The following is a 23,627-nucleotide window of genomic DNA, read 5'->3' as shown; positions in this document are numbered from 1 at the left end:
TGTCTGCTGGTCACCCGGGAGTTCATATGTCCCTATCCATGGATCAGCAACTGCAGAAGCGGTTGGCGCAGCGCCGGGCAGATAACCTCTACCGCCAGCGACACCTGTTACAGTCTGCGCAGAACAGCATTGTGCAGGTGGACGGCAAGACCTGTGTGGCCTTCTGCAGCAATGATTACCTAGGCCTCGCCAGCCACCCGGCAGTCATCGACAGTCTGCGCCGTGGTGTCGAGACTTACGGTGTCGGCAGCGGTGCCTCCCATCTTATTTACGGCCATTCCCAGGAACACCACGCCCTGGAAGAGGAACTGGCAGCCTTTACCGGACGCCCGAGAGCACTGTTGTTTTCCACTGGCTATATGGCCAACCTGGGGACTATTCGCGCCCTGGTGGACAAGGGTGACCATGTGTTTGAGGATCGCCTCAATCACGCTTCCCTGCTCGATGGTGGCCTGGCGAGCAATGCCCGTTGCCAACGGTATAAGCACCTCGATGTCAGTGATCTCGCCCGGCGCCTGGCGAAAACCGAAGGCGGGCGCAAGCTGGTGGTCACCGATGGTGTCTTCAGTATGGATGGCGATGTTGCTCCGCTGGTGGAGATGGCTGCTGTCTGCCGTCAGTACGATGGCTGGTTGATGGTGGATGACGCCCACGGCTTTGGCGTACTGGGTGAGAACGGTGGTGGCCTGGCGGAACAGTGCCAGCTGGACGTGGAAGAGCTGCCCATCCTGATGGGCACACTGGGCAAGGGCTTCGGTACCTTCGGCGCTTTTGTGGCCGGCTCTGAAGCCTTAGTCGATACCCTGATTCAGTATGCGCGTACCTATATTTACACCACGGCGCTGCCACCATCAGTGGCAGCGGCTACCCGTATCAGCCTGAAAATTCTGCGCCGTGAAAGTTGGCGGCGTGAAAAGCTGCAAAGTCTCGTTTCACGCTTTAGACAGGGCATTGCCGATCTGGGACTGGAACTCATGGACTCATCGACCCCGATCCAGCCAGTGCTTCTGAAAAATGACGCGCTTTGCCAGAAAGTGGGAGAAAGGCTCCGCGAGAAAGGCTTTCTGGTGGGGGCGATTCGCCCGCCCACGGTGCCTGTGGGCAGTGCTCGGCTGCGGGTAACCCTGTGTGCTGAGCACACGGAGGAGCAGGTTGATGCCCTGGTGGATGCCATCGATAGCAGTCTTACCGAGCTGCAAAAGGAAGGACTGTGATGGCGGCACCCCTGAAAAATCTCCCAGATGGCTCAGTCGCCGTGTATCACCATGCCTGTGAAGGAACTCCGATCCAGGAAGAGCCTTTGGTGTTATTACACGGGTGGGGGAGTGACAGCCACATCTGGCAGGAAATGCTACCCCTGCTGACGCCGCACTTTCATGTACTGCTGGTCGATTTGCCGGGTTTCGGTGAAAGCCCGGCGCTGAATAACGATGATCCAGACGATTATATGGCGGCCCTGCTGGCGATACTGCCAGAACGGTGCAGCCTGGTGGGGTGGTCACTGGGGGGCATGCTGGCGACTGCACTGGCCAGCCGTTATCCGGACCGTATCGTCCATCTGTTGACCATCGCCAGTAACCCTGTGTTTGTGCAAACAGATGGCTGGTCTTCGGCCATGACCAGTGCTGAGTTTGCTGACTTCAATGAATCTTTTCGACAACAACCGGCGCTCTGCCTGAAACGTTTCCAGGGCTTGCAGTGCCGGGGAGATGACCACGAACGTGAGCTGATCATACAACTTCGTGGTGTGTCCGGGGTGCCTTCTCATTCCCAGGAAGCCGCCTGGCGACGCGGCCTGGACTTGCTGCAGTTACTGGATAACCGCGCGGCGCTGGCCAGCCTGTCAGTCCCCGGCCTGCATATATTCGGGGGGGCTGATCAACTGGTTCCCAGCGCAACGGCCGCGGCACTACAGGCACTGAACCCTGCTCAGCAGTCGGTTGTATTGGATGGGACTGCTCATATTCCCCTTCTCAGCTGTCCCCAACGTTTGGCAGAGGAGATAATCCATTTTATTCAGACCGACCGCTACCGGCTGGATAAGACCCACATCGCGCAATCGTTCAGCCGGGCGGCCAACAGCTATGACAGTGTGGCCCGACTGCAGCGTCAGGTAGGGCAGCAGTTGCTGGAACAGCTGTCTCCCACTATGGAGCTGTTGTCGATTGTGGATCTGGGCTGCGGGACGGGATACTTCACCACTCGGCTGGCAGAACGTTATTCACCTGCTTCCCTGAAAGGCATTGATCTTGCTCAGGGGATGCTTGACTACGCTCAGCAGCAACACGGTGACTGTGCCATGTGGCTTTGTGATGATGCGGAGTCACTGTCTTTGCCGGATCAGAGTGTGGATCTGGTTTTTTCCAACCTGGCTTTCCAGTGGTGTGAACGGTTGCCACAACTGGCTGCGGAACTGGCGCGAGTGTTGAAGCCCGGTGGCGCTGTTGCGTTTACTTCGTTGGGGGAACAGACCCTGTATGAGTTGCGCAATGCCTGGGCAACCGTGGATGGGTATGTGCATGTCAATCGCTTTCAGTCGGCGCAACATTGGCATGAAGTTTTCGCCCAGGCAGGTTTCTGCTTCGAACATTTCACGGTAGAGCCTGAGGTATTACAGTACAGAGACTTACGTCACCTGACGTCGGAACTGAAAGGATTGGGCGCGCACAATGTCAATCAGGGCCGTAACCCAAAAATGACCGGGCGCGATCCAATTCGCCGTTTAATGGCGGCTTACGAACGATTCCGTGACAGCGATGGCCAACTGCCCGCGACCTGGGAAGTGATTTATGGGGTCGCGAGAAAAGATGGCTAAGCAATTTTTTGTCACGGGCACCAATACCGGTGTCGGCAAAACACTGGTGACGTCAGCCCTGTTGTGTGCAGCCAGGCAACAGGGGCTGCGGACCATCGGTTTGAAGCCCGTGGCCGCAGGTTGTGAGTTGACTGAAAAGGGGTTGTGCAATGAGGATGCCCTGGCACTACAGGCACAGTCGTCTTTGCCGCTGAGTTATGCGCAGATCAACCCGGTGGCGCTGGCCCCGGCCATTGCTCCGCATATTGCCGCTGCCAGAGAAAACCGCCGCCTCAGCGCTGATCGCTTGGCAGGTTTTTGTCGCGGCTCTATGATGCTGCCCTCAGATCTGCTGCTGGTTGAAGGGGCAGGGGGGTGGCGAGTGCCATTAAATGAGCGGGAAACTTTTGCAGATTTGGTTAAAATCCTGCAACTGCCGGTCATCTTGGTGGTCGGAATGGAATTGGGCTGTATTAATCACGCCCTATTGACCGCCGAGGCAATCCGTCGTGATGGCCTGGAGCTGGCAGGTTGGGTAGCCAATTCGGTCACGCCTGAAATGGATTGTTACGAAGACAATATGGCTTGTTTACAACAGAGGTTAGATTGTCCATTGATCGCCGAATTGCCATTTCTGGCTGATAATTGTGTAGAACAGGCAGCAACTCATGTGGCAATCGATCAGTTGTTGCAGTAGTGAATTAAACTTAGGGGTAGAAATCGTATGGGTATGAGAAGTGAAGAAGAGTATTCCGAAGAGGATCTGGAGCGGATACGTGGTGTCGTGAATTCCGGTATCCATTCCGTGGAGCGAAAGCCGTTTCGTTTTAGTCTGTTGTTTCTGTGGTGGATTGTGGTGGCTGCCTTAGGTGGTGCCGCCTGGATTTTTGCCAGTTCCGTGGGCGCCGTTTAGTTAACCCTTGACCATGCTCTCAATGGTTTGCCATTCTGCCATAGTCACTGGCACCACTGAGAGCCGTCCCTGCCGAAATAACATCATGTCCTTCAGGTCGGGGTGAGCTTTCAGCGCAGAGAGGGGCAGATGTCGGGCAAATTTTTTACGCAGCTTTACATCCACCGCATACCACTGAGGCTTATCCTGCGTTGCCTTGGGGTCAAAATAATCACTTTCAAGATCGAACTGGGCGGGATCAGGGTACGCCGCTTTCACCACTTCCATAACGCCCGCCATACCGGGGCGTGGGCAGCTGGAGTGATAAAATAGCACCTGGTCCCCGACCTGTACTTTATCCCGCAAAAAGTTGCGCGCCTGGTAATTACGAATGCCATCCCAGCGGCACTGCTGCAGGGGTTCGGCTGCCAGGTGGTCAATGCCATAAACATCCGGTTCGGATTTAAACAGCCAGTAATTCATTTCAAAAACCATTAATAAGGGCGGTCCCGGTTGCCCGGAACCGCCCTTTGCCGCGGCACAAAAATGCTTGGTTGTCAGACGTCTTTGACGCGCACCATCAGTTTGCCCATGTTGTCGCCTGTATAGAGCTTCTTAACGGCCTGTAAGGCATTTTCCAGTCCGTCGGTTACATCCAGGCGTGCTTTCAGCTTGCCTTCTTTCATCCAGCCGCTCAGGGCCTCAAGGGCTTCCGGGTAGCGGTCCATGTAGTCGAGAATGATGAACCCCTGGATTTTCAGGCGGTGCATCAGGATCAGGTCATAGTTGTAGGGACCGGGCACCGGTTCAGTGGCATTGTACTGGGAGATCAGGCCACAGGTGGGGATACGCCCGTGCAGGTTCATCAGTTTCAGACACTCGTCGAGAATCTTCCCGCCGACGTTGTCGTAGTAGACGTCGATGCCGTTGGGGCAGGCTTCAGCCAGCGCTTTGCCCACATCCTGGGTCTTGTAATTGATAGCCACGTCATAGCCCAGCTCTTCGGTGATCCAGCGGCATTTTTCATCGGAGCCGGTCAGGCCGACAGCACGACAGCCTTTGATTTTGGCGATCTGGCCCACCAGTGCGCCCACGGCACCGGCAGCGGTGGAGACCACAACCGTTTCACCTGGCTTGGGGTCGCCAATGTCCAGCAGACAGAAATAGGCTGTTGGCCCGACCAGTGCCAGGGTGCCGAAAGCATCGATGACTGGGACATCACCCGTGTCACCTAGTAGACCGACGCTGGCCGAGGAGCCGATCTGATAGTCAGCCCAAGTGCCAATGCCGCTGACGATATCGCCTTCCTTGAATTCGGGGGTGTTGCTTTTAATCACTGTGCCACAGACAACGCCACGCATGGGTGCGTCCAGGGCCACTGGCTCCATGTACTGCTCCATGTCGCTCATCCAGATGCGGTTGGTTGGGTCCAGTGACAGATAGTTCAGGCGAAACAGAATTTCACCTTCCCCTGGCTCAGGAATAGCTTCATTTTCAAGACTCAGAACATCGTCAGTGATGTCGCCAACGGGGCGTTTTCTCAAACGCCAGACGCGGTTTGTTTCAGTCATACCTACTCTCCTGTGAGTACTTATTATTCGTGATTTTTAATCAATCAGCGGACCAGAAAAACATCATATTTGACATAGCCTTCCGGACCAAACTGAATTTCCGTCATTTTGTTAATGGTTTGAATGTCATTGAGCCAGCCGTATTGTTCGGAGGCGGTCTGAAAGGTGGGGGCGGCGATGAAGTAGGGAATGTCACGGTCGGTGAGAACATCCCCGTTATTGAGTCTCTCCATGACTTCTGGGGTACTTTTGATAATGCCGTTATAGGAGATATAGATGTGTGCGCCGTCATCGGTTTCGATCAGGCCACGCACATCCAGGCGCATGGCGCCGGAAGGCATGATACGCAACCAATCTGCGCCAGGCGCAACGAATTGGCCATCGATCTTAGGTCCCTTGACCCAACCACCTGGACGTACGTTAACGATGAGTAGGCTGTCATCAATCGGCACAGGAGGATCCAGTGGTGCGACATAGCTCATCAGGTATTCGGTGGTGATCTGGGTGCTGGGTAGCTGGCCTTCAGTTGCTGCCATAGAACTATCTCCTTGGAGTCTTATGATTTGGATGGGTAAAGCAATGCCTGCCTACTCCACATCTTCTTGTTTTTAAGTTGTTTTTAGATTGTTTTTAATCGTTATTATGGTGTCGGGAGATCAAGTCTTTCGACCCCTGGGGTTTTTTATTCTATCTATAGTTGAACGCCCAGTACAATATTGCCCCGCCGAGCATACTAAATTTTTATCTGCTGAAGTTTAAAACCAGTCAAGGTCGCTTTTCAGAACGATCTCATCAAGATATACGGCTGTCTGTCTGAAATTGTGTATATCCTTGCTCAATGGTTTTTGCGCCTGGTTAGCATCAAGACTCTTGACCGCTTTAAGGTCATCGGCAGTTACCAGTGTTGTCGTCTTATTATCGTTGTGAATCAGTTTCACAGCGCACTCCCTCCTGGTATCAAGCATAAAATATAGACCAAATATGACCGCGGGATGGCGAATTATTTTTTGGACAGTCTGTTTGGCATTTTGCGTGGACCAATTAGATTCGCTGCCCTGTTTTTGGTTCCTCGGCCAACTTAAACTGGTTGGTGATTAGACTTGATCCTCACCCTGGCCTTGACCTGTAGGTTTGAAGTGCTGGATAGCCCACCAAGGGAGGCATTATAGGAGGTTGTGGCGGTATCGATTTTTGGCGCTAAGGGCAGGATAGATATAGTAAAGCGGATGCCAACGGTGTCGGGTGCTGGAAGAGATCATTATTCCCGGCTTTGGCTTGCCGATGAAAAAAAGCTTTGTAGTCTTGTGCCAATTCCTTCGCAGGCTTCACCCTGAACCTGGGCTATAAAAGGAATGGGGGCGCCTATGGCCAGTAGATAGGATGAGCCCTTGCTGTCTACTTTGACGCGCCCTTTTTCATCGAGCTTCGACAGATCCCAGATAATGGCTTCATAGTTGGAGTTTTTATCCCAGGAGGCAAAACCAAAACAGCCGCCGCCCCCGGGGGCCAGGCCACAACTGAAGCCGCCGTTTTTCTCCGTGGTTTCGGTGTTGCCGTCCACCCAGATCATGTAGCGGATACCCAGCTTGCGAATGCGTGTGGCAATAAGGGGGTCTCTCATCATGCCGCCCATGCGCTTGAGCCCCAGGGGAGCCGTGCGCGGTTCGAACCAGGGATACAGACTGTCGAGAAACTGCTGCTCTGGCATGACCGCCACCTGGCCGCCGGTGACCAGTTTATTGCCAATACAGTCGATAAAATCCGGTTCGGTTTCGTACTCACCGGCGTGACGCCGCCCCATAATGACGATTTTTTCACTGGCTTTGACCGGCAGGCGGGACTCGGACACACGGTATTCGTCAACATGGGTTGAGGTGCCGCAGGCGGTCAGCAGCAAGGAGATGGCTGAGACAAGTAGAAACAGAAGCGCTCTCAAGGGATATCGCTCCTGCTGAGCTGTGTATCCGCCTGACGACTGGCCAGCCAGCGCTTCACTTCCGGAACCCTGTGGAATTCCAGAACCAGGCGTGCTCCTGCATCTCTCAGTGCCGAGATCGTGGCCTGGTTGAGCGCCTCCTCGTCAGATTTCAGAAAACGGCTCTGGGTCTTGCCATAGGAACTCATCAGCCAGTCGGCGATGGGCTGTCCGTTGCCGTCCAGCACTTTGAGGCTGTATTTAATCCAAACCTCGTAGACGTTGAGCTTGGTTTCAAACGGGGTAGCGAGCTGGACTTCTTCCACCACTGGCACGATCAACAGGTCCAGGGCAGGGTTCTTTGCCGGCGGGCTGTTATAGGTTGTTGTGCTGATAAACATGTCGGCGAATACGCGGCTGAACAGTTTAACCTGGGATTCTCCCAGCGCCATGGTGACCGGCAGTTGCTTGTCATCAGTACTTTCAAACTGGTAGTGGCTGAATTGATCGTCCATGACCAGGCCGACGTGGAGGGGCTGTTTGCGTGCCAGGGCACTGGGGTAGTCGCCATTCACCGTCACATTGGTCGAGCAGCCGCTCAGCAGCACAATGGTCAGAAGCAACAGGGATGAAACAAGGCGTGTGGCCGGATTCTTGTTCATTGGCATCATTCGGGTTTAAGGCCGTTCAGTGCGACAAAGGTTCCGCCGTTACGATAGCTCAGTTCTCGCATCAATGCAGCGAATCTTGATGCAGTCTGCAGGTTGCCACCGCGTACCAGGAAATGAACCGGAAAGCCGATGGTGTGGATTCGAACCAGACGTTCGCCGCTGCGGCCCTCGCGGTTAATTTTTGCCACGGTATCCAGTACGTTATCGATGGAGTCGCCGGTAAAGTCATCGCCTAGAACATAGAGGCTGATCTTGCGGTTGGGAGCGTAGAAGCTGCGAATGGCATGCTGCACGCCCTCCACCGGACTGGAGTTACTGAAAGGTGTCCAGTGAGCAAGACGTTCAATGATTGCCCTGCGCCGGGCAGGCGTGTCCGGAATCCATTTACCCCGATAGCTGGAAAACATATAGCCTCCCATATCGTTCATGACCTGGATTCCCTTTACCTTGGGGTAGATATCGAGGATATGAATCATTTCCTGTCGCAGCCTGGGCCAGGCGAAATTGAACATACTGCCCGAGGTGTCGACGATAAACACAATGTACTCGCTGTCTACGGGTATTCCACCGATCAGTTCTTTGTCGGAACGATTCTGCAGAGCCTGCAAACGCTTCATTTCTTCGGTGAGTGTCTGCAGGGCCAGTGTCAGCTTGTCCTGTTCGGTGGTATCAACCTGTGCAATGGCGTCCCGCTGACGGCGTACGCTCGCCAGCTCAGACTGCAGGCGGGCGATGCGCAGCTGGATCTCTGAAAGCTGTTCTTCCCTGGAGTTCAGGTCGCGGTTGAGTACGCTGACTTCACCACGAATTTCAAACAATTGCTGTTGTAACTCCGCTACGCTGCCATTCAGGGAAACATCGGTTTCTTCGAAGGCTGTAGACTCCACTGTTTTGGCAATCAGCAGCAGCAACACAATGGCGCCAAACCCACAGCTGATGACATCCAGAAAGGAGATGCTAATTTCTGGGGTTTGCCCCCGTTCACGACGGCGACCGCGGTTCATGGCCAGTCTCGCGATGGGCTCAACAGGGAGCCCTCTGTGTTCAGTGCCAACTGCCAGAAGCTGGCGGCGGCGAAGGGATCGCCTTCCATGGGAAATAGCAGGACGTTCACCGGCATACGCTTTGGTATGACCTCAACGGCCTTGGCAAACAGTTTGAGGCGATCGCGGCCGGAAATAATGCGATCTCCGGAAGGTTTGCGCCCCTGGGTGGGTAAACCGTCTGTGATCAGAAACAGGTTGTCGGGTTTGCCCGAGAAGCCGTTGGCTGCATCAAAGGCGTTGATGAGGCTGGTGCCGCCAGTGGGCACGTGCCGGCTGAGCTGTTGCATGACTTTATCCAGACCCTGGCGGTCTGCGGTATCGCGCCACTGGCCAGTATCGCCGGACAGCGCCTTGGCCTCGGTATTGAAAACGTACACCTGGTAGCGGCTGTCGGGTGGCAGCTGCGCTACCAGCCACTCGGTGGTGCGCACCGCGCGACGCCACTTATCGGCATTGCGCTTGGCGGTATCATTCATATTTCGGGTGCGGATGACATTGATCAGCGAGTCGGACAGCATACTGGCCGATCCATCCACCAGAATAAGTACGCGCTTGCCCCCCAGCTTCAGTCCGGTCAGGTACTGTCGTTGACCCTGGCCCACAAAGCGCCGCACATTGTTGGCATTGCCTTCTTCCAGCAGCTTGGCATTTTCCTGCTCCAGCTCTTCCACCTGCTTGCGTAGCAGTGAAATATCCTGTTCAGGGTCCTTCTGGATACTGAGTTCGCGCCGGGTATCGTCAATCTCTTTGAGCACCCGGCTTGAGAGCCCCTGGGCTTCCACTAGGCGCTTTTCCATTTCAGCGAGGCTGTTGTTCAGGGCCACCAGTTCAGCTTCGCCTTCACGAATATCCACCTGCAACAGGTTAACCTCGGCTGCCTGATCGGGTTGGGCGGTGGCGATGGCATTGGCATCGTGTTTAAGGATCAGAAACAGCAGGGTAACGGCACCAAAGCCACAGGCCATGATGTCCAGAAAAGAAAGACTGAAGGCGCTTACACGGTGCTTGCTCTTCCGCAACTCAGTCCACCTCGATAAGGTCCAGACGTTGGTTGCCGATCAGTAGGCTGTCTCCAGTGATCAGGTTGTTCACGTCTCCGTAGCACTGGATCTGTGACCGGTCGCCTTCCAGCGCCAGGATTCCGTCTTCGAGGGTAAAGCGGAAAGCCACATCAGTCTCACAGTCGATCAGCAGTGTGTCGCCGTTTATGGCCACTCCCATACCCGGGTGGATGGCATAGGCCCGGTGCCGGTAGAGCACGTGGCTGGGGGTGTTGCCCGGGGATGGGGTTGTTGCTGCCTGCGGGTCGCTCTTGCCCGGCGTTGTATTCCGCTGTGGTGATTTGGACAGGGGTAGGCGGGTGATAAAAGGTAGGTCACCGGAGCCGCAGATCAGGTCCAGGTTTTGTAGACAGCCTTGAATTACTGAGTCTGCTGACAACACCTGGGTGGGTGCATCTTCTATGACCAGCCCCGGCAGCAGCGCCATGCGGTGACTGTAGAGCAGGGTTTCATTGGACTTCCGGAGTTCAATCAGGCGGCGTTGAAATTGCTGGTTGCGTGTGGCGGTGCTGTCCAGAAGCTGGGTCCGACTGAGGTTGATGCGGTAACGGCCCTGAGGGCTGTCCAGCTCGACACCGATTTCTGTCTGGGTCTCCATCTGTTGGAGCCAGCCCGGCAACTGGTTATACAGCTGCTGTTCACCGGCTGCGGTATGGAGGGGGTCAAAGCGGTACTGGCGAATAAACTGGTCGGCGATAAGCTGTGCCCAGGCGTCATAGAAGCTCTTGATGCCCAGCTCAGGCAAAATTTCAACCGCAGTTCGGGAAATCTGTTGGTCCGCCTGTAGACGGGTAATGACCGTCTGGTGTAACTGGATGTCCACATGCAGTGAATCGCCGCGGGTCTGGGCTTGAGAGGCGGCGGCCACGGAGGCGTCCACCAGCCCCGCAGCTTCGAAGGGGGATGCGTTGGCCAATCCCAGCAGGATAGCCAGCTGTTCCCGGTCAAAGTTTCCCGGTGCCGCAAAAATGACTCGCTCGGGGCTGCCGGTATCCCGGTATAACTGCAGCAGTTGGGCATAGGCCAGATCAGCGTGATGTCTGGCGACTCTGCTGTTGATTGGTAGGGGCGACAGGTTTAACTGGCGCCAGTATTGGCTGAAGCTCTGTCGGGGCTCCAGATAGGCTTTTTCCAGGGCTTCCTGGCCCGTGGTAATACCGTTATCAGTGAGAAGGGCATAGCCGGGACTGACAATGAGATTGTCCGGGCTGGTGGCACAGCACAGGCCGCTGTCGTTCAATTCAAAAATGGCGGTAGGCATAGTCTGGGAGCCCGACTTAATCGGTTTTCAGGTGACGCATTAAATTGGTGTCACAGTAACTGTGGGTATCCAGCACCAGCCGTTCCTGCAGAAGCTGTAATTGGTGCAGCAGGAACATCAGTGCAATGCTGATGACCAGGGCGATGAAAGTAGAGTTGAATGCCACGCCGAGACTGGCGGTGACACCGGCGATATCACCCTGTACCGCCTTGTGGGCCTGACTGAGTGCCTCGCCAATCCCCCGCACGGTGCCGATAAACCCGATCGAGGGAATGGCCCACGCAATGTAGCGCACCATGGAGAGTTCCGAGTCGAGCCGGTCGGACTCTGTGTCCAATACTTCTCCCACTGCGTGGGAGACATCCTGGATATTCCGCGTGGAGCCAAAGCGCTGTAAGGCCGCTAACAGTGTGCGCGGCAACAGATAACCCTGTTGTACGGCAGGCAATGCCTGGATGGGCCGTGACAGCTGGCGTGCATCTTCAGGTAAAACGCGGCTGCCATCGGGCACGGTTAGTAATGGTTGTGTGAGCAGCTTGCGCTCATTGAGGCTGCGGCGCGCTTTGTAACCCATGATCGCACAGGCCCAGAGCATCAGAATGAAACAGGCTTCCTGTTCGTAATCCTTCACAACCACATAAAAAGATCTTTCGGCCACGTAGCTTTCCCCGGCGGCTTCCCGGGCGAGTTGTTGTTCCAGTACCAGGTTGGCGTTGGGTCGAATCAGTGTGACATAAACCGTGTGCACCAGAATCAGTGCCAGTATCAGAGCAAATAACTGGTAGAGGAATTCCGATGAGGTGTTATTGCGCATGGTGTTTCCTTTAGCTGCAACAGGTCAGGTGCCGATGTTGATTGTGTTCAACCCTACCACTATATATCCACCGGGAACGGAACCGATAAATCCTCGGAAATTTGTTCACTCGGATCAAATTCAGGTGCCTTAGTTCTCGGGCTAGGGGTACTGTTTTCCGTGGTGTCATTATTATTGCTGTTGGTTTTTACACGGGTTGCCTCGGTGGGTTCCGGTGGCGGGGAGGCAGGTTCCTCTGCCATTGTCGGTAATCCGGCAAGTAGGAGCGTAGCCGCCAGTAACCAGTATTTCACGAATCTCCACATGGGTGTCTACTCCACGTACCGGGCAATGCGAAAACCCAGGTCATCCCGGGGTTGTTCACCGTAATCACGATAGGACAAGCGTAGCTCTGTGATGTTGCCATGTCGCCAACTGGCGCCACGTATTACGCGCAAATCTCCCGTGGCGGGCCCCATCGGGTCCTTTTCAGCTCTGCTGCCAAGGCCCAGCTCAATGCCGTAGTAGTCGTTTACCCACTCTGACACATTTCCCTCCAGGTCATACAGCTGGCGGTGATTGGGGCGGAAGCTCCCCACCGGTGCCGAGACAGCAAAGCCATCGGTATACCCCTTGATGGGTTCGGTGACCAGGCGACCGGCACTGGTGTCGGCAAAATTTCCCGAGCGGTTGGCGGGCGGATATTGCTGGCCCCAGGAAAAACGTTTTTCGCCCCCACTTGTGGCCCTTGCTGCCCAGGCCCACTCTGCTTCTGTGGGCAAACGATATCCGTTGGCAGAGGGGGCAAAGCCTTTGATCTTGCCGTTTTCTTCCCGGTAGAACGGTGTCAGGTTGTCCTTGCCGCTGAGCCAGTTGCAGTAGCGAGCTGCCTGCTCCCAGCTGATCCGCACCACGGGCTGGGTCGGCTGGTCCAGGGTAATACCACCCGCGTGGCTGGAGCTGTGAGTACGGGCAAACTGTTTGAACTGCCGATTGGTGACTTCATGGCTGGCCAGGTAGAAGGGGCGAGTCAACAGCACCTCGCGCCGCACTTCGTTGGCCCGTCGGCCACTTTCCCGGCGGGGTGCACCCATGGTGAAGGGTTTCCGTGGTTTGAATAGCAGCAGGGTGGCACCGTTGGCGGTAGTGATTTTCTCGGGTACCGATGCCCAGCGAGCCTGTTGCTCAGTGAGCAAAGTGACTTTCACCACCTGGTCGAGGCCCGGTTGCGGGGTGACCGTGCGTGTGGCTGTGGCATAGCCAGCTCTGCGCAGTTCAATCCGGTGCTGCCTGGCGGGCAGGGTGAAGGTTTGCCCCTGTGTCCCGCGCATCACACCGTCAATCCATACCGAGGCATCGGCCGGGCTGGCCACGACTTGGACTTCTCCCAGGTTAGCCTGGAGCTGTACTGACATACTTTGCTGTTCGCCTGCGGAGAGGGTCAGGCTGCGTTTTGCCGTTTTGTAACCATTGAAAAACAGGGTCAACTGGTGGGTTTGTTGTGGCGTTAATTCGATATCCAGTGGGGTTGTGCCCTGGTAAGCGCCGTTAAGTGTAACTGTGGCACCGCTGGGGGTGGAGCTGAGTTGCAGAAGCCCGTCTGCCGGCTCTAGCTGGATATCATCAACCGCCAGGGTTTCACCAATGGCGACACTCAGGCTTTGCTGCCAGGTTTTATAACCGGGTAAAGCCACTTTGATCACTTCGCCTTCGGCCAGCAGTTCGGTGGTGAGGGGTGTGACACCCCGATCCTCATCGCCGACACTGACGGTTGCCCCGGGTGGTGAGGAGGTCAGGGATACCTGGCCCCAGGCGGGTTCCAGTTGCACGGACAGTGACTGGGTGGTGTCCATGCCTTCAATGTTGATCTCACGGGTTACCGGAAGGTAACGCTGTGCAGAGATAGTCAGGGTATGGTCACCTGGCGTCAGATCAGAAATAGTGAGCGGCGCGGCACCCACAGCCTCATCATTGATACTGACTTCGGCTCCCGGCGGCTCGGTGGTAAGGGCCAGATGACCTGGCAGCTTCTGCATCTCCAACTGAAGCAATTGATGATCATCCTTGCCGACCGTGAACGGTAACTGTAGTACTTCAAAACCTTCTGCTTCTGCTTCAAGCTGGTAATCACCCGGCCGCATCAGGTAGTGATCGGCCAGGGCAAAACTGATGCCGCCACTGATATCGATACGGGCATTGTCGGGAGTGATTTTGACCACCACCGAGCGGGCGCTGAGCAGAAAGGCCATAACCAGTAGACTGGCAATCAGGGCCAGACCCAGCAACATTGGCAGGGGCTTTAACCGAAAGCGTTTCGCACCGGTATTTTCTGCCAAGGGCGTGAACGCCAGCGGCTGGATAGCCTCATGATCATTTTTCTGTTCGTTCATGACACCGGCTCCGTACAGACGATAATCACCGGCTTGTCACGGCTTGTTGCTGTGATCTGAAACTCCACGCGCACATCCCGGTAGCCAGAGCGACTGCCAACTGCCACATAGTTTCCGGGAATCAGTTCGAGTTGTTTGCGATTGAACTGTCCCAACTCGCCCACCTTGTAGAGGGTGACATGGGTGTCGTTGTCAGATAGAAATTCGATGGTCAACGGTGTGACGGCAGTCTGGATGGTTTTCTGCAGGCGGGAGATCTGCTCGCGCAGCCTGGGACCGGGATTCTTGATGCCCCGGGCATCCTGCAATACCTGTGTCGCCTGTTTGCGCACTGAGGCTGTGGAAAGCCGCAACGGGTCGTTGAGTATTTTCATGATGCGATCTTCAAGGTCTGCCCGTGCGCCGCTACGCAGCTGGCCCAGACGTGCAGCCATCAGCGAACTGTCGATGGTCAGGGTTTTGGCGTAGCTGTCTCTGGCCGAGTGCCATTGCTCGTCAGCCTCCTGTTGTTCTGCTTTGGTCATCAGCGACTGAATCGATTGTTGAGTGCTACGGTTTCCGGTTTGCGCCAGGCCTTTGCGGGCGGCATCACTGTCCGGCTGTATCTTCAGGGCCTCGTTGAATGCCGTTCTAGCCTTCGTGAGCTGGTTGCTTTCCAGGGCGTTAAATCCCCGGCTCATGGCCTCATTAAAAGCCTGCTGGCTGATCTGTTGTGTAACCTGCTGCAGACCGTCTCTTGCTCTGTTACTCAACGCATCGAGGGAAATGACCTGGTTGAATAGCTGGCGGGCACGCTCAAGTTCGCTGTTTTGCACCGCCAGATCCGCCTGGTTTAGCAAGTCGGTAACCTGGTCGAGCACTGTGGCTCGGGAGAGACCGATTTCGGCCTCGCGATTGTCGGGATCAATCGCCAGTGCCAGTTCAAACTGCTCTTGTGCCTTGAGGGCATGGCTTTCACTGAGGAACGTGTTGCCGGTAGTCAGCGCAGCGGCCAGGCGTTGTGGAATACTGTCCTCCAGGGCCTGAAGGTTAGACAGTGTTTCTTCATAGCGGGCTTGTGCCTGGGGAAAATCGCGCTGCTGATAAAACCGGTCGCCCTCCGTGGCGGCCTTCAGGGCGTCCGTCATGGCGGAAGCTCCCCACTGCTGGATATTCTTTTGTTCCAGAAATGATTTCTTCTCGAGAATTTTGGCCAGTACATCCTGTGCGGCGCGGCGGGCATTGCCCAGTTGAGCATCCCGAAACGGGGACTCGGACAGGGCGGGAGCCTGGCTGTTACCCGTTTCAATGGCCACCGGCGGGCCTTTCGGTGTCGGCACCAGGGCCGGTAGTACAAAAATGACCAGCAACGCCAGTAGCACGCAAATGGCCAGCGCCACCCAGGTAGAACGACGTTGCTGCCAGGGCACAGGTTCGCCGGGTTGCAGGGTGTTTTGGGTCAGGGGAAATTCGGCCGGTTTAATGGGCTCAAAATCGTTACTGTCTGCCATGACTTCAGATTCCGCCGCGTTCTGCCTGGTAGATTTCACGCAGCAACGTTTTCCATTGTTGGTACTGGGCTTCCACATTGCCCGTCAGGGTAATGGTGCGATCTTCAAGCTGGATGACCTGGGGGGCGACTTCCGCCTCGAGGGACTGGGCCATTTCGGTCAGGGCATCCTCGTGAATTTTCAGCTCGCCACGCTTGGATAGGCCGCTTTTGACCATCATGGCGCCGGTGCCGATGGCCACTGCACCCGCAGCGCGCCCTGAACCACTGTTGCTGCCGGAGGCGATAATACCGCCGATCACCGCCGCAATACCGCCAATGGTGCGGGTGCGGGATTGGCGTTTCAGCTCCTGCACGGCGACCATTTCATCGTAGCTCGCAGCCCGCCATTCCTGGTAGGGGGTGTCCATTTGCCGGGAAAAAGTATCGTAATGTTCCTGCATGGTATCGATGAACAGGTAGTCCCGTTCACGAATGCGTTGTATCCGTTGCAGGATGGGATCGTTAGCCGCCGGTAGACGGGTTATTTGCAGTTGGCCATCCGGTGCTTCGGTGATGTGATTGCTGAAGGCTTCCGGGGAAAAGTCCTTGGCAAATCTGAGGTTGGATACTGCCCGCAGGTTGGTGATCTGTTGCGGTGGAAGTTGTTGACGGTACTCCAGCAAATCATTGGCGATACGGTTGAACAGCCCCTGGAAAGGGTCCTGCTGTGTCCGGTTCTGCTGATCGTAGGCGTAACTGCCAACGGTTTCCGTGTAGGTTTTACTGTACCAGTGGCGATTGCTGGCATCGCTGACATCAATTTTCAGGGTCAGAGTCTCGCCGGTGGACTCAACAATTTTTCCAGCGACATAGACATCGACCACGGTATTGTGGCTGGGAACCTGACGTACCGCGCCCCAAGCTGCCGTTTTCTGAATGGTTTCTGCCAGTTGGTTGGGAAGGTACTGGGCTTCGGCACTACGCACGGTGGGTGATACCGTTGTATCGTCAGCCTTGATATTTTCCAGGCCCGGATCGAAGGGCAGCACTGCCAAATCGAGCAGCAGGGATTCATTGGCGATGGCGTCTGGCTGCTCAAGTGGGGTGATCACCGTGGTGGTGACACGGTTGGTGTTGGCGCAACCGGCCAGAGTTAGCAATACGAGTAATAGGCCAAGGGCTTTTACACGAAAGCACAAGGCTGTCACAGCACGCGACCTATAAACCGGGAAAGCTAGCACGGTTATTGCCCTTCTTTATATTTGCGGTATTCATCCCAAAGCTTTTCGCGTAGCACCGGGTCCGGCTCTCGCATGGCAGCCTCACGGATCTGGCGAGCGACGATGTCATCATCGCTGCCATTGGGGATGTTGGTGGGCAGTTGGCTGCCGGGCAAGGTGCCTGCCACGCCGCCATCCCGGCCATAAATCGTGGTTGCTTTGCCTTCGGTGTTGGTATCACTGTTGCCCCAACCGCCGTAGGGTTGCTCGTCGCTACCTTCTTCGCCGGCACCGCCTACAGCGCCACCGCCGGGTTCGCCGGCCAGTTCACCTTCCCCTGAAAGTGGACCGCCTGCGCTGCCCGCAGAACCGGCATCTTCACCGTCTTCTGCCATTTGGCTGCCTGAGCTGGTTCGCTCACCGCCCAGCATGGAGTCGAAGCCCACCAGAGAGGCATCCAGTTGTGCGTCCAGGGTGGAAATTTTTTCTTCCTCGGTGAGGATGTCGCCGCCAGCGGGGGGCAGCTGGCCTCCTGCGGAGCCTGGTTGTCCACCGCCGGGAGGCTCTGGCAGTTGAGGGCTGCCTTCATCTTCTGGTGAGCCAGCGCCGCGAGCACTGGCTGCCGCAGCGCTCTCCGGTTCCGATGCTTCAGTTTGCTCACTTTGTGTTTCTGCTCCCGCAGCCGTACTGCTTTCTGCCTGTGAAGCAGCAGCTTCTGTACTTTCCTCACTTTCCTCGCTTTCGCTGGCACTTTGGCTACTGGAACTCTGCGAGCTGGAGGAGCTCGACGATGAGCTCTGAGAGCTGCTGCTGGAAGAGGGTGTGGTGGGGCAGCCGGTCAACAGGAGCACAGACAGCAGCAGCCATGGGTAAAGATATTTCATGCGGATTAGCCTAATTCATCAAGACCTTGACCGGCAATGCCTGGGTCGTGACCGGGGAACCATTCTCAAAGCGAGGGCGAAAGCGGCTGCCGGTGATGGCCCTGCGAGCGCGCTTTTCCATTCCCTCGGTTTCGTCGGCGTGTATGCTAACAATATTGATGTTATCGGGTGTGCCTTTTTCCGACACATCCACAGCGACCATCACATATTCTTTTGGGGTCGGCAGGGGCAAGGGGTCAACACTCTCTCCCACAAAGTCGGCAAAAGATAGCTTTGTATCATCGTCAACGGGCTGGCTGATGTTTTCCGGCACTGAGGGTATTGGTGCAGATCGGGGTTGCGGCAGCATTTTCGGTGCCCCGAACAGTTCTTCAATCATGGGCTTATCTTGCGCTTCCTGTTCCAGCAGCAATTGGGCCCGTTGGTAAGATTTGATGGCTGACTTCGGTTTGTTTAACAGCAACAGCATGTCGCCATTGGCGACATAGCCCCGGGCCTTGTCCTGGGGGGATGCTGCTGGGTTGTTTTCCAGAATACTGATCATTTTTTTACAGGCTTTGCGGCCTTCCCGCGAAAAATTTCTTCGCCAGTACAATTCCTGGGGTATCCACTCAATGTTTGGCAGGCGGTCGAACATGGCTTCAGTGTCTTCCCAGCCGGCGACGCCGGGATAACTTTTCTGGTGCTGTTCGAGGTAATAATTGGCCAGCGCGGTGTTTTGAAGCAGTCCCACCAGTCTCAGGTCAGACTCTCCGAAGTGTTCCGTGGCGATATTGATGGCATGGGTGGAAAAACCCCTGGCCATGTGCAGATGGAAGACATCGTCGCGCATGCCACTGGCGCTGTAGGCCTGCATGTGCCAGCGGCTGGCTTCATCGAGTATGGGGATCATGCGGGGGTCAGTGTCACCGTAGGCCTTGCTGTAAAGCCAGAGCAACTGCAAATAGGTTTCCGAGGTGGCATCGGGTTCACCCATCGCTTGCTGGGTGGCGATAATACCCCGCAACATCGGTTCCTGCCCCAGGCTGTAGACACCCTGATTAACTCGGTCCAGGTGCATGGCGCGCTGGTAGGCCATCATTGCTTCCGGAAAACGCAGGCTGAGAAACAGGGTGTTGCCAAGACCGTAACTCATTTCTGACAGCTCCTGATCGAAGGGGCCGTAGTTGGCTTCGCGTTCCGCAATGGCAGCCTGGTAGTTGGCAATGGTGCGATCCAGCGCGGTTTCGAGACGGGGCAGGACTTCGCTGTCGGTACTCTGCAGTTCACCGTTATCAGCGGGTGCGTTATCCTTCACCTCCTGATGGGCTGCCTCGGGCGTGGCGCTCATCGCCACACCGCTAAGCAGGAGCAGTAAAAGAAAAAAACCTGATGTTTTCAGGGTAAAACCCATAGCTTGGAAGCCTGTCGGTTGATCGTCTTCTTAGAGAAGGTGAACGGTAGATCGTTCCCCGTTCCCGGTCCCGTCAAGTGCCTGCGCCATCATGATCAATGATCTGTTATGTCGCCATATGGGGTGACACAAGTACTGGCGGCGAGGGCCAGTATAACGCTGTCGTTTTTAAAAAATCGTGGAGTCGAAAAAAATAATGCTAGTGCAACTCTGGAATGTCATGGCGCCAGTGCTGATTGTCATCGGTCTCGGTTTTTGCTGGGGACGTTCCCGGGTGCCCTATGCTTCGGAGTTTGTCACTCGGGCGGTGATGAATATTGGCGCGCCCTGCCTGGTCGTGTCAGCCATTAGCCAAGCGGATATCTCAGGGGAGGGGTTTGCCCAGGTGGCTATAGCTGCCAGCGTGGTGCTGGCGGGGACTGCCTTGCTGGGCGCTATTGTGATTCGGCTGATGGGCGGTGACCTGCGTGCACTGCTGTCGCCCATTGTATTTCCCAATACCGGCAATATGGGGTTGCCCCTGTGCCTGTTCGCTTTTGGTGAGGAAGGGCTGGCGCTGGCGGTAGCGTTTTTTATGGTGCAGATGACGACGCTGATGACTTTTGGTGTGGCGCTGATGTCGCGGTCGGGTACCGGGCTTTGGGCGACGCTCAGGGGATTGTTACAACAACCCCTTATCCATGCCATTGCGATTGCCTTAATAATGCTGGCGAGCGATGTGCAGTTGCCTGTCTGGATCGATAGCACCCTGAAACTGTTGGGTGACTTCACCATTCCATTGATGTTACTGACGCTGGGTGTCTCTCTTTCCACCTTATCCACAACCGGTTGGTGGCGAAGTATGGGACTATCCCTGTTGCGGATTGTTGGCGGTCTGGCCTTTGCCTGGCTGGCCGTGACCTGGATGGGGATGAGTGGCCCGGCGCGCAATGTGGTTTTGCTGCAGGCCATTATGCCCGCAGCCGTGTTTAACTACCTGCTGGCACTCAAATATGACCGGGAACCCGCAGCGGTGGCCGGGATTGTCGTGGCGTCGACCGTCATGGCGCTGGTGGTCGTGCCGCTATTGCTGGCTATCCTGATATAAGGGAACGTAACTATGAACACCGCTAAACCGTTGAGTGGTTATCGGGTCATCGAACTGGGCCAGCTGTTGGCCGGGCCGTTTGCCGGTTCGTTGTTGGCCTATTTCGGTGCCGAAGTTATCAAGGTGGAACCCCCCGGTGGTGGTGACCCCCTGCGTAACTGGCGGCAGCTAAAGGACGGTACATCGCTATGGTGGCGCAGTCTGGGTCGCAACAAGAAGTGCATTACCCTGGACCTTAAATCCGCCAAGGGGCAGGAGTTGGCAGCCCGGCTGATTGATGGTGCGGATGTGCTGGTTGAAAACTTTCGTCCCGGCGTAATGGAGGAATGGGGCCTGGGGCCAGAGCGTTTTAAAACCACAAACCCGGGTCTGGTCTATACCCGCATTTCAGGCTATGGCCAGGACGGCCCCTATGCCAGTAAGCCGGGTTTTGCCTCGGTGTGCGAAGGCATCAGCGGTTTCCGTTACCTGAATGGATTTCCCGGTGAGGCCCCGGTCAGGCCCAATCTCAGCCTGGGGGATAGTATCGCAGGCTTGCATGCTGCCTTTGGGGTGACACTGGCACTGTTGTCGCGGCAGTCCAGCGGTACCGGCCAGGTCATCGATGTGGCGCTCTACGAAGCCATGTTCAACCTGCTCGAGGGGGTGATTCCCGAGTTCGATGGTGCCGGGGTGGTACGTGAGCCCTCTGGTACCACGGTGACGGGCATTGTTCCCACCAATACCTACCGCTGTGCGGACAATAAATACGTGGTAATTGGCGGAAATGGTGACTCCATTTTCAAGCGCCTGATGCGGGCAGCCAACCGCCCCGAAATGGCAGATGATCCACGACTGGCGGATAACGTGGGCCGGGTAAAACATGAGCAGGAAATTGATGCGGCTCTGGCGGCCTGGTGTGGCAGCCTGCCCAGTGCAGAAGTGTTATCCCGGCTCGATGAAGGACGCGTTCCCGCAGGGCCCATTTACAATGTGTCAGATATGCTGGAAGACCCCCATTTCAATGCGCGGGGTCTCTATGAACAGGTACAGATCAACGGTGAACCCTTAAAAATCCCGGCCATGCTGCCGCGTTTATGCGATACCCCGGGGGAAACCCGTTGGCCGGGTCCCGATGTCGCCAGCCATAACGACGAGGTGCTGGGAGAATTGCTGGGGCTAGATGAGGAGCAGCGTCAGGCCCTGCGCCGGGAAGGCGTGATCTAGCGCTGGAATTTTGCCCCCAGCACGATACTGGTGAGGGTTTTCTCTACACCATCAAGACTGGCAATCATGTCGATGGCCTGGTCCAGCTCCCGGGTGTTGGCGCAACTGACCACTGCCAGCAGGTCGTAATTGCCGCTGATGCTGAACAGGGATTCTACCGCGGGCATTTTTTCCATCCTGCGCACGATATTACCGGCGAGTTTGGGGGCGATTTCTATCATCAGGTACGCACTGATCTGTTGCAGGTGCTGCGGGTGGTAGCGGATGGTATAGCCTTCGATGATTTTGCGCCGCTCGAGGGTGTCCATATGCTGTTTTACGGTTGCGCGACTGACGCCCAGCTTAATCGCCAGGTTGGCGATACTTTCTCTACTGTTGTTTCTGAGTAGATCCAGCAGGCGTTGATCCAGGTCCGGAGCCATACACAGAACCCCTTCGGCTATGCCGCGATTTGATCACATTGGACAGTGTTCTTATCAAAAGGATAGATCATGTTGACGTAACTGTCGGTCTTGCACATACCAAGCCTTCATCCCGCCACCTAAACTGAAAATAAGTATCATTAAGTGGTAAGAACCCATGTCAAATAAACAGGCGAGGCGTGATGATCGTCCCTTGCCGGTGGCACTGCCCGCTGTGTTGACTACGGCCAGAAACCGGGTTGCCATCATGGGGTATCAGCAGCCTCTGCTGTATGTTAGTAGCGAACAGCTGAGAATCAATGCACGCTGTTTCCGGGCAGCGATGCCCAGGGTGCGTCCGCATTTCGCAGTTAAATCCAACCCCGACCGGCGTATTCTTGATGTGCTGCACGAAGAGGGCATCCACTTTGAAGTGGCTTCCCGATCAGAGCTTGCCGTGTTACTGGACATGGGAGTGGACCCGGACAACATCTTTTACTCAAACCCGATCAAACCCGATGACTACATCCACTATGCCGTGAGTCACGGCGTGCGCTGGTATGCGGTGGACTCGGTGGCTGAAGTGGAAAAAATGCACCGCCATGCCCCACAGGCCAGTCTATATCTACGGATCAGCGTCAGTAACCGTGGTGCTGCCTGGCCACTTGAAGGCAAGTTCGGTGTTATTGGCCGGGAGGCAGAAGCGGTAATGGATGCCTGCATGCAATACGGCATGGACCTTGCGGGGGTGACGTTCCATGTGGGGTCCCAGTGTCTTAACTCCAATAACTGGGTGGAGGGGATTCGAGCCGCTCAACGTACCTTTGGTGCCATGAGGCAGCGTGGTTACCGGCCGCGATTGCTGAACTTGGGGGGCGGATTCCCGGTGCAGATGCACGCAGATGTGCCTTCCATTAGTGACATTGGCAAACGTATTAATGACGAACTCGCCAACCTGGATAACGGCTTTACCGTGATTGCAGAACCGGGGCGCAACCTGGTGGCGTCGGCGGGCTGCCTGGTAACCCGTGTAGTGGGGACGGCGATTCGCAACGGTCAGCGCTGGTTGTATCTCGATACCGGCATCTACGGGGGATTGATGGAGTTGAATGACCGTTTTCGCTATCCGGTGATCAGCGAGAGGGTAGGGGAAATGGTCAGCTGGACATTGGCTGGCCCCACCTGTGATTCCCTGGATATCTGTCTCAGGAACCAGCTTTTGCCTGAGTCTATGCAGTCGGGCGATCTGTTGTTTCTGCCCTTCACCGGCGCCTATACCAGCAGTTGTGCGACACGTTTTAACGGCTTTCCACCGCCCATGGTGGTGGTGCTGAGCTAATGTCTATAAAACACCTCAGTTAAACGACTGGATGCCCGTTTGGGCACGACCCAGTATCAGGGCGTGGATGTCGCTGGTGCCCTCATAGGTATTGACCACTTCAAGATTGAGCAGGTGACGCATCACCGGGAATTCCTCGGAGATGCCATTGCCCCCCAACATGTCACGGCTGAGCCGGGCTATTTCCAAGGCCTTGCTGCAGTTGTTGCGCTTCAACAGTGATACCAGTTCC

Annotated in this window: 24 protein-coding genes; 7 read left to right on the top strand and 17 right to left on the bottom strand. The window is 55.9% G+C overall.

Features of this window, described 5'->3' with window-relative positions; all coding sequences use genetic code 11:
• Window positions 1–26: 26 nt before the first annotated feature.
• The 4 genes from bioF to ACYZYZ_RS09705 are packed head-to-tail and all read left to right on the top strand — an operon-like array spanning window position 27 to window position 3,707.
• On the top strand, window positions 27–1,214 hold the full coding sequence (bioF, locus tag ACYZYZ_RS09720; RefSeq protein ID WP_305170576.1) for an 8-amino-7-oxononanoate synthase: 1,188 nt from the start codon (window positions 27–29) through the stop codon (window positions 1,212–1,214).
• Entirely contained in the window at window positions 1,214–2,815 is a 1,602-nt protein-coding gene (gene bioC / locus ACYZYZ_RS09715; RefSeq protein ID WP_461484137.1) for a malonyl-ACP O-methyltransferase BioC, read from the top strand. Before bioF ends, bioC begins: the two co-directional genes overlap by 1 nt.
• The gene (gene bioD / locus ACYZYZ_RS09710; RefSeq protein ID WP_461484136.1) at window positions 2,808–3,491 is read left to right on the top strand and encodes a dethiobiotin synthase; all 684 of its coding nucleotides are present in this window, start codon (window positions 2,808–2,810) and stop codon (window positions 3,489–3,491) included. The genes bioC and bioD overlap by 8 nt, the downstream gene beginning before the upstream one ends.
• 27 nt (window positions 3,492–3,518) lie before the next feature.
• Window positions 3,519–3,707 carry a DUF3094 domain-containing protein gene (locus ACYZYZ_RS09705; RefSeq protein WP_305170580.1) on the top strand — a complete coding sequence of 63 codons (189 nt, stop codon included), beginning with the start codon at window positions 3,519–3,521 and terminating at the stop codon, window positions 3,705–3,707.
• Here ACYZYZ_RS09705 and ACYZYZ_RS09700 read toward each other — a convergent pair whose 3' ends face one another.
• From ACYZYZ_RS09700 to ACYZYZ_RS09630, 15 genes are all read right to left on the bottom strand, one after another.
• Window positions 3,708–4,169 carry an EVE domain-containing protein gene (locus ACYZYZ_RS09700; protein WP_461484135.1) on the bottom strand — a complete coding sequence of 154 codons (462 nt, stop codon included), beginning with the start codon at window positions 4,167–4,169 and terminating at the stop codon, window positions 3,708–3,710.
• A 74-nt stretch (window positions 4,170–4,243) separates the two neighbouring features.
• Window positions 4,244–5,257: an NADP-dependent oxidoreductase gene (locus ACYZYZ_RS09695; RefSeq protein ID WP_461484134.1), complete on the bottom strand. Its 1,014-nt coding sequence runs from the start codon at window positions 5,255–5,257 to the stop codon at window positions 4,244–4,246.
• A gap of 44 nt (window positions 5,258–5,301) precedes the next feature.
• Window positions 5,302–5,793, bottom strand: a complete 492-nt coding sequence (locus ACYZYZ_RS09690; RefSeq protein WP_305170584.1) for a DUF3237 domain-containing protein — start codon at window positions 5,791–5,793, stop codon at window positions 5,302–5,304.
• Between the two features lie 219 nt (window positions 5,794–6,012).
• Window positions 6,013–6,195 (bottom strand): hypothetical protein, encoded by a 183-nt coding sequence (locus ACYZYZ_RS09685; protein ID WP_305170585.1) that lies wholly within the window; start codon window positions 6,193–6,195, stop codon window positions 6,013–6,015.
• Between the two features lie 320 nt (window positions 6,196–6,515).
• Window positions 6,516–7,193, bottom strand: a complete 678-nt coding sequence (locus tag ACYZYZ_RS09680; protein WP_461484133.1) for a hypothetical protein — start codon at window positions 7,191–7,193, stop codon at window positions 6,516–6,518.
• Window positions 7,190–7,834, bottom strand: coding sequence for a hypothetical protein (locus ACYZYZ_RS09675; protein ID WP_461484132.1), 645 nt, complete (start codon window positions 7,832–7,834; stop codon window positions 7,190–7,192). The genes ACYZYZ_RS09680 and ACYZYZ_RS09675 overlap by 4 nt, the downstream gene beginning before the upstream one ends.
• Window positions 7,835–7,839: 5 nt before the next feature.
• Window positions 7,840–8,847, bottom strand: coding sequence for a VWA domain-containing protein (locus ACYZYZ_RS09670; RefSeq protein ID WP_461484131.1), 1,008 nt, complete (start codon window positions 8,845–8,847; stop codon window positions 7,840–7,842).
• Window positions 8,844–9,908 (bottom strand): vWA domain-containing protein, encoded by a 1,065-nt coding sequence (locus ACYZYZ_RS09665; RefSeq protein WP_461484130.1) that lies wholly within the window; start codon window positions 9,906–9,908, stop codon window positions 8,844–8,846. Before ACYZYZ_RS09665 ends, ACYZYZ_RS09670 begins: the two co-directional genes overlap by 4 nt.
• 1 nt (window position 9,909) lies before the next feature.
• Complete coding sequence (locus tag ACYZYZ_RS09660; protein WP_461484129.1) at window positions 9,910–11,211, bottom strand: hypothetical protein; 1,302 nt, start codon at window positions 11,209–11,211, stop codon at window positions 9,910–9,912.
• Window positions 11,212–11,227: 16 nt separating this feature from the next.
• On the bottom strand, window positions 11,228–12,025 hold the full coding sequence (locus ACYZYZ_RS09655) for a MotA/TolQ/ExbB proton channel family protein (RefSeq protein WP_461484128.1): 798 nt from the start codon (window positions 12,023–12,025) through the stop codon (window positions 11,228–11,230).
• Between the two features lie 311 nt (window positions 12,026–12,336).
• Window positions 12,337–14,394 carry a PEGA domain-containing protein gene (locus tag ACYZYZ_RS09650; RefSeq protein WP_461484127.1) on the bottom strand — a complete coding sequence of 686 codons (2,058 nt, stop codon included), beginning with the start codon at window positions 14,392–14,394 and terminating at the stop codon, window positions 12,337–12,339.
• Window positions 14,391–15,884 carry a hypothetical protein gene (locus ACYZYZ_RS09645; protein ID WP_461484126.1) on the bottom strand — a complete coding sequence of 498 codons (1,494 nt, stop codon included), beginning with the start codon at window positions 15,882–15,884 and terminating at the stop codon, window positions 14,391–14,393. The genes ACYZYZ_RS09650 and ACYZYZ_RS09645 overlap by 4 nt, the downstream gene beginning before the upstream one ends.
• 4 nt (window positions 15,885–15,888) lie before the next feature.
• The gene (locus ACYZYZ_RS09640; protein ID WP_461484125.1) at window positions 15,889–17,073 is read right to left on the bottom strand and encodes a hypothetical protein; all 1,185 of its coding nucleotides are present in this window, start codon (window positions 17,071–17,073) and stop codon (window positions 15,889–15,891) included.
• 35 nt (window positions 17,074–17,108) lie between these two features.
• On the bottom strand, window positions 17,109–17,969 hold the full coding sequence (locus ACYZYZ_RS09635) for a hypothetical protein (protein WP_461484124.1): 861 nt from the start codon (window positions 17,967–17,969) through the stop codon (window positions 17,109–17,111).
• A gap of 10 nt (window positions 17,970–17,979) precedes the next feature.
• A complete protein-coding gene (locus tag ACYZYZ_RS09630; RefSeq protein WP_461484123.1) occupies window positions 17,980–19,299 on the bottom strand; it encodes an energy transducer TonB in 1,320 nt (439 codons plus the stop codon).
• A 259-nt stretch (window positions 19,300–19,558) separates the two neighbouring features.
• Here ACYZYZ_RS09630 and ACYZYZ_RS09625 point away from each other — a divergent pair, with 259 nt between their 5' ends.
• The gene (locus ACYZYZ_RS09625; protein ID WP_461484122.1) at window positions 19,559–20,449 is read left to right on the top strand and encodes an AEC family transporter; all 891 of its coding nucleotides are present in this window, start codon (window positions 19,559–19,561) and stop codon (window positions 20,447–20,449) included.
• A 12-nt stretch (window positions 20,450–20,461) separates the two neighbouring features.
• Window positions 20,462–21,655: a CaiB/BaiF CoA transferase family protein gene (locus tag ACYZYZ_RS09620; protein WP_461484121.1), complete on the top strand. Its 1,194-nt coding sequence runs from the start codon at window positions 20,462–20,464 to the stop codon at window positions 21,653–21,655.
• Here ACYZYZ_RS09620 and ACYZYZ_RS09615 read toward each other — a convergent pair.
• Window positions 21,652–22,077, bottom strand: coding sequence for an Lrp/AsnC family transcriptional regulator (locus tag ACYZYZ_RS09615; protein ID WP_461484120.1), 426 nt, complete (start codon window positions 22,075–22,077; stop codon window positions 21,652–21,654). The two genes, ACYZYZ_RS09620 and ACYZYZ_RS09615, sit on opposite strands and share 4 nt — an antisense overlap.
• Window positions 22,078–22,234: 157 nt before the next feature.
• On the opposite strand from ACYZYZ_RS09615, the gene ACYZYZ_RS09610 reads away from it, so the two are divergent.
• Window positions 22,235–23,395, top strand: a complete 1,161-nt coding sequence (locus ACYZYZ_RS09610) for a type III PLP-dependent enzyme (RefSeq protein WP_461484119.1) — start codon at window positions 22,235–22,237, stop codon at window positions 23,393–23,395.
• Between the two features lie 15 nt (window positions 23,396–23,410).
• On the opposite strand, the gene ACYZYZ_RS09605 is transcribed toward ACYZYZ_RS09610, so the two are convergent.
• Window positions 23,411–23,627, bottom strand: a 217-nt coding sequence (locus ACYZYZ_RS09605; RefSeq protein ID WP_461484118.1) for an acyl-CoA dehydrogenase family protein, incomplete at its 5' end; no start/stop codon positions are given.

The organism is Porticoccus sp. (assembly GCA_023261185.1).
Lineage (GTDB): Bacteria > Pseudomonadota > Gammaproteobacteria > Pseudomonadales > Porticoccaceae > Porticoccus > Porticoccus litoralis.
Note: the sequence above shows the minus strand (reverse complement) of the source record. Positions and strands in the feature narration are given on the sequence as shown.

What these genes read in the sequence shown, in the direction of transcription:
- bioF (WP_305170576.1), top strand. Translation starts at nt 27, where the DNA reads ATGTCCCTATCCATGGATCAGCAACTGCAGAAGCGGTTGGCGCAGCGC.
- bioC (WP_461484137.1), top strand. Translation starts at nt 1,214, where the DNA reads ATGGCGGCACCCCTGAAAAATCTCCCAGATGGCTCAGTCGCCGTGTAT.
- bioD (WP_461484136.1), top strand. Translation starts at nt 2,808, where the DNA reads ATGGCTAAGCAATTTTTTGTCACGGGCACCAATACCGGTGTCGGCAAA.
- ACYZYZ_RS09705 (WP_305170580.1), top strand. Translation starts at nt 3,519, where the DNA reads ATGGGTATGAGAAGTGAAGAAGAGTATTCCGAAGAGGATCTGGAGCGG.
- ACYZYZ_RS09700 (WP_461484135.1), bottom strand. Translation starts at nt 4,169, where the DNA reads ATGAATTACTGGCTGTTTAAATCCGAACCGGATGTTTATGGCATTGAC.
- ACYZYZ_RS09695 (WP_461484134.1), bottom strand. Translation starts at nt 5,257, where the DNA reads ATGACTGAAACAAACCGCGTCTGGCGTTTGAGAAAACGCCCCGTTGGC.
- ACYZYZ_RS09690 (WP_305170584.1), bottom strand. Translation starts at nt 5,793, where the DNA reads ATGGCAGCAACTGAAGGCCAGCTACCCAGCACCCAGATCACCACCGAA.
- ACYZYZ_RS09675 (WP_461484132.1), bottom strand. Translation starts at nt 7,834, where the DNA reads ATGAACAAGAATCCGGCCACACGCCTTGTTTCATCCCTGTTGCTTCTG.
- ACYZYZ_RS09670 (WP_461484131.1), bottom strand. Translation starts at nt 8,847, where the DNA reads ATGAACCGCGGTCGCCGTCGTGAACGGGGGCAAACCCCAGAAATTAGC.
- ACYZYZ_RS09660 (WP_461484129.1), bottom strand. Translation starts at nt 11,211, where the DNA reads ATGCCTACCGCCATTTTTGAATTGAACGACAGCGGCCTGTGCTGTGCC.
- ACYZYZ_RS09655 (WP_461484128.1), bottom strand. Translation starts at nt 12,025, where the DNA reads ATGCGCAATAACACCTCATCGGAATTCCTCTACCAGTTATTTGCTCTG.
- ACYZYZ_RS09650 (WP_461484127.1), bottom strand. Translation starts at nt 14,394, where the DNA reads ATGAACGAACAGAAAAATGATCATGAGGCTATCCAGCCGCTGGCGTTC.
- ACYZYZ_RS09645 (WP_461484126.1), bottom strand. Translation starts at nt 15,884, where the DNA reads ATGGCAGACAGTAACGATTTTGAGCCCATTAAACCGGCCGAATTTCCC.
- ACYZYZ_RS09635 (WP_461484124.1), bottom strand. Translation starts at nt 17,969, where the DNA reads ATGAAATATCTTTACCCATGGCTGCTGCTGTCTGTGCTCCTGTTGACC.
- ACYZYZ_RS09630 (WP_461484123.1), bottom strand. Translation starts at nt 19,299, where the DNA reads ATGAGCGCCACGCCCGAGGCAGCCCATCAGGAGGTGAAGGATAACGCA.
- ACYZYZ_RS09625 (WP_461484122.1), top strand. Translation starts at nt 19,559, where the DNA reads ATGCTAGTGCAACTCTGGAATGTCATGGCGCCAGTGCTGATTGTCATC.
- ACYZYZ_RS09620 (WP_461484121.1), top strand. Translation starts at nt 20,462, where the DNA reads ATGAACACCGCTAAACCGTTGAGTGGTTATCGGGTCATCGAACTGGGC.
- ACYZYZ_RS09615 (WP_461484120.1), bottom strand. Translation starts at nt 22,077, where the DNA reads ATGGCTCCGGACCTGGATCAACGCCTGCTGGATCTACTCAGAAACAAC.
- ACYZYZ_RS09610 (WP_461484119.1), top strand. Translation starts at nt 22,235, where the DNA reads ATGTCAAATAAACAGGCGAGGCGTGATGATCGTCCCTTGCCGGTGGCA.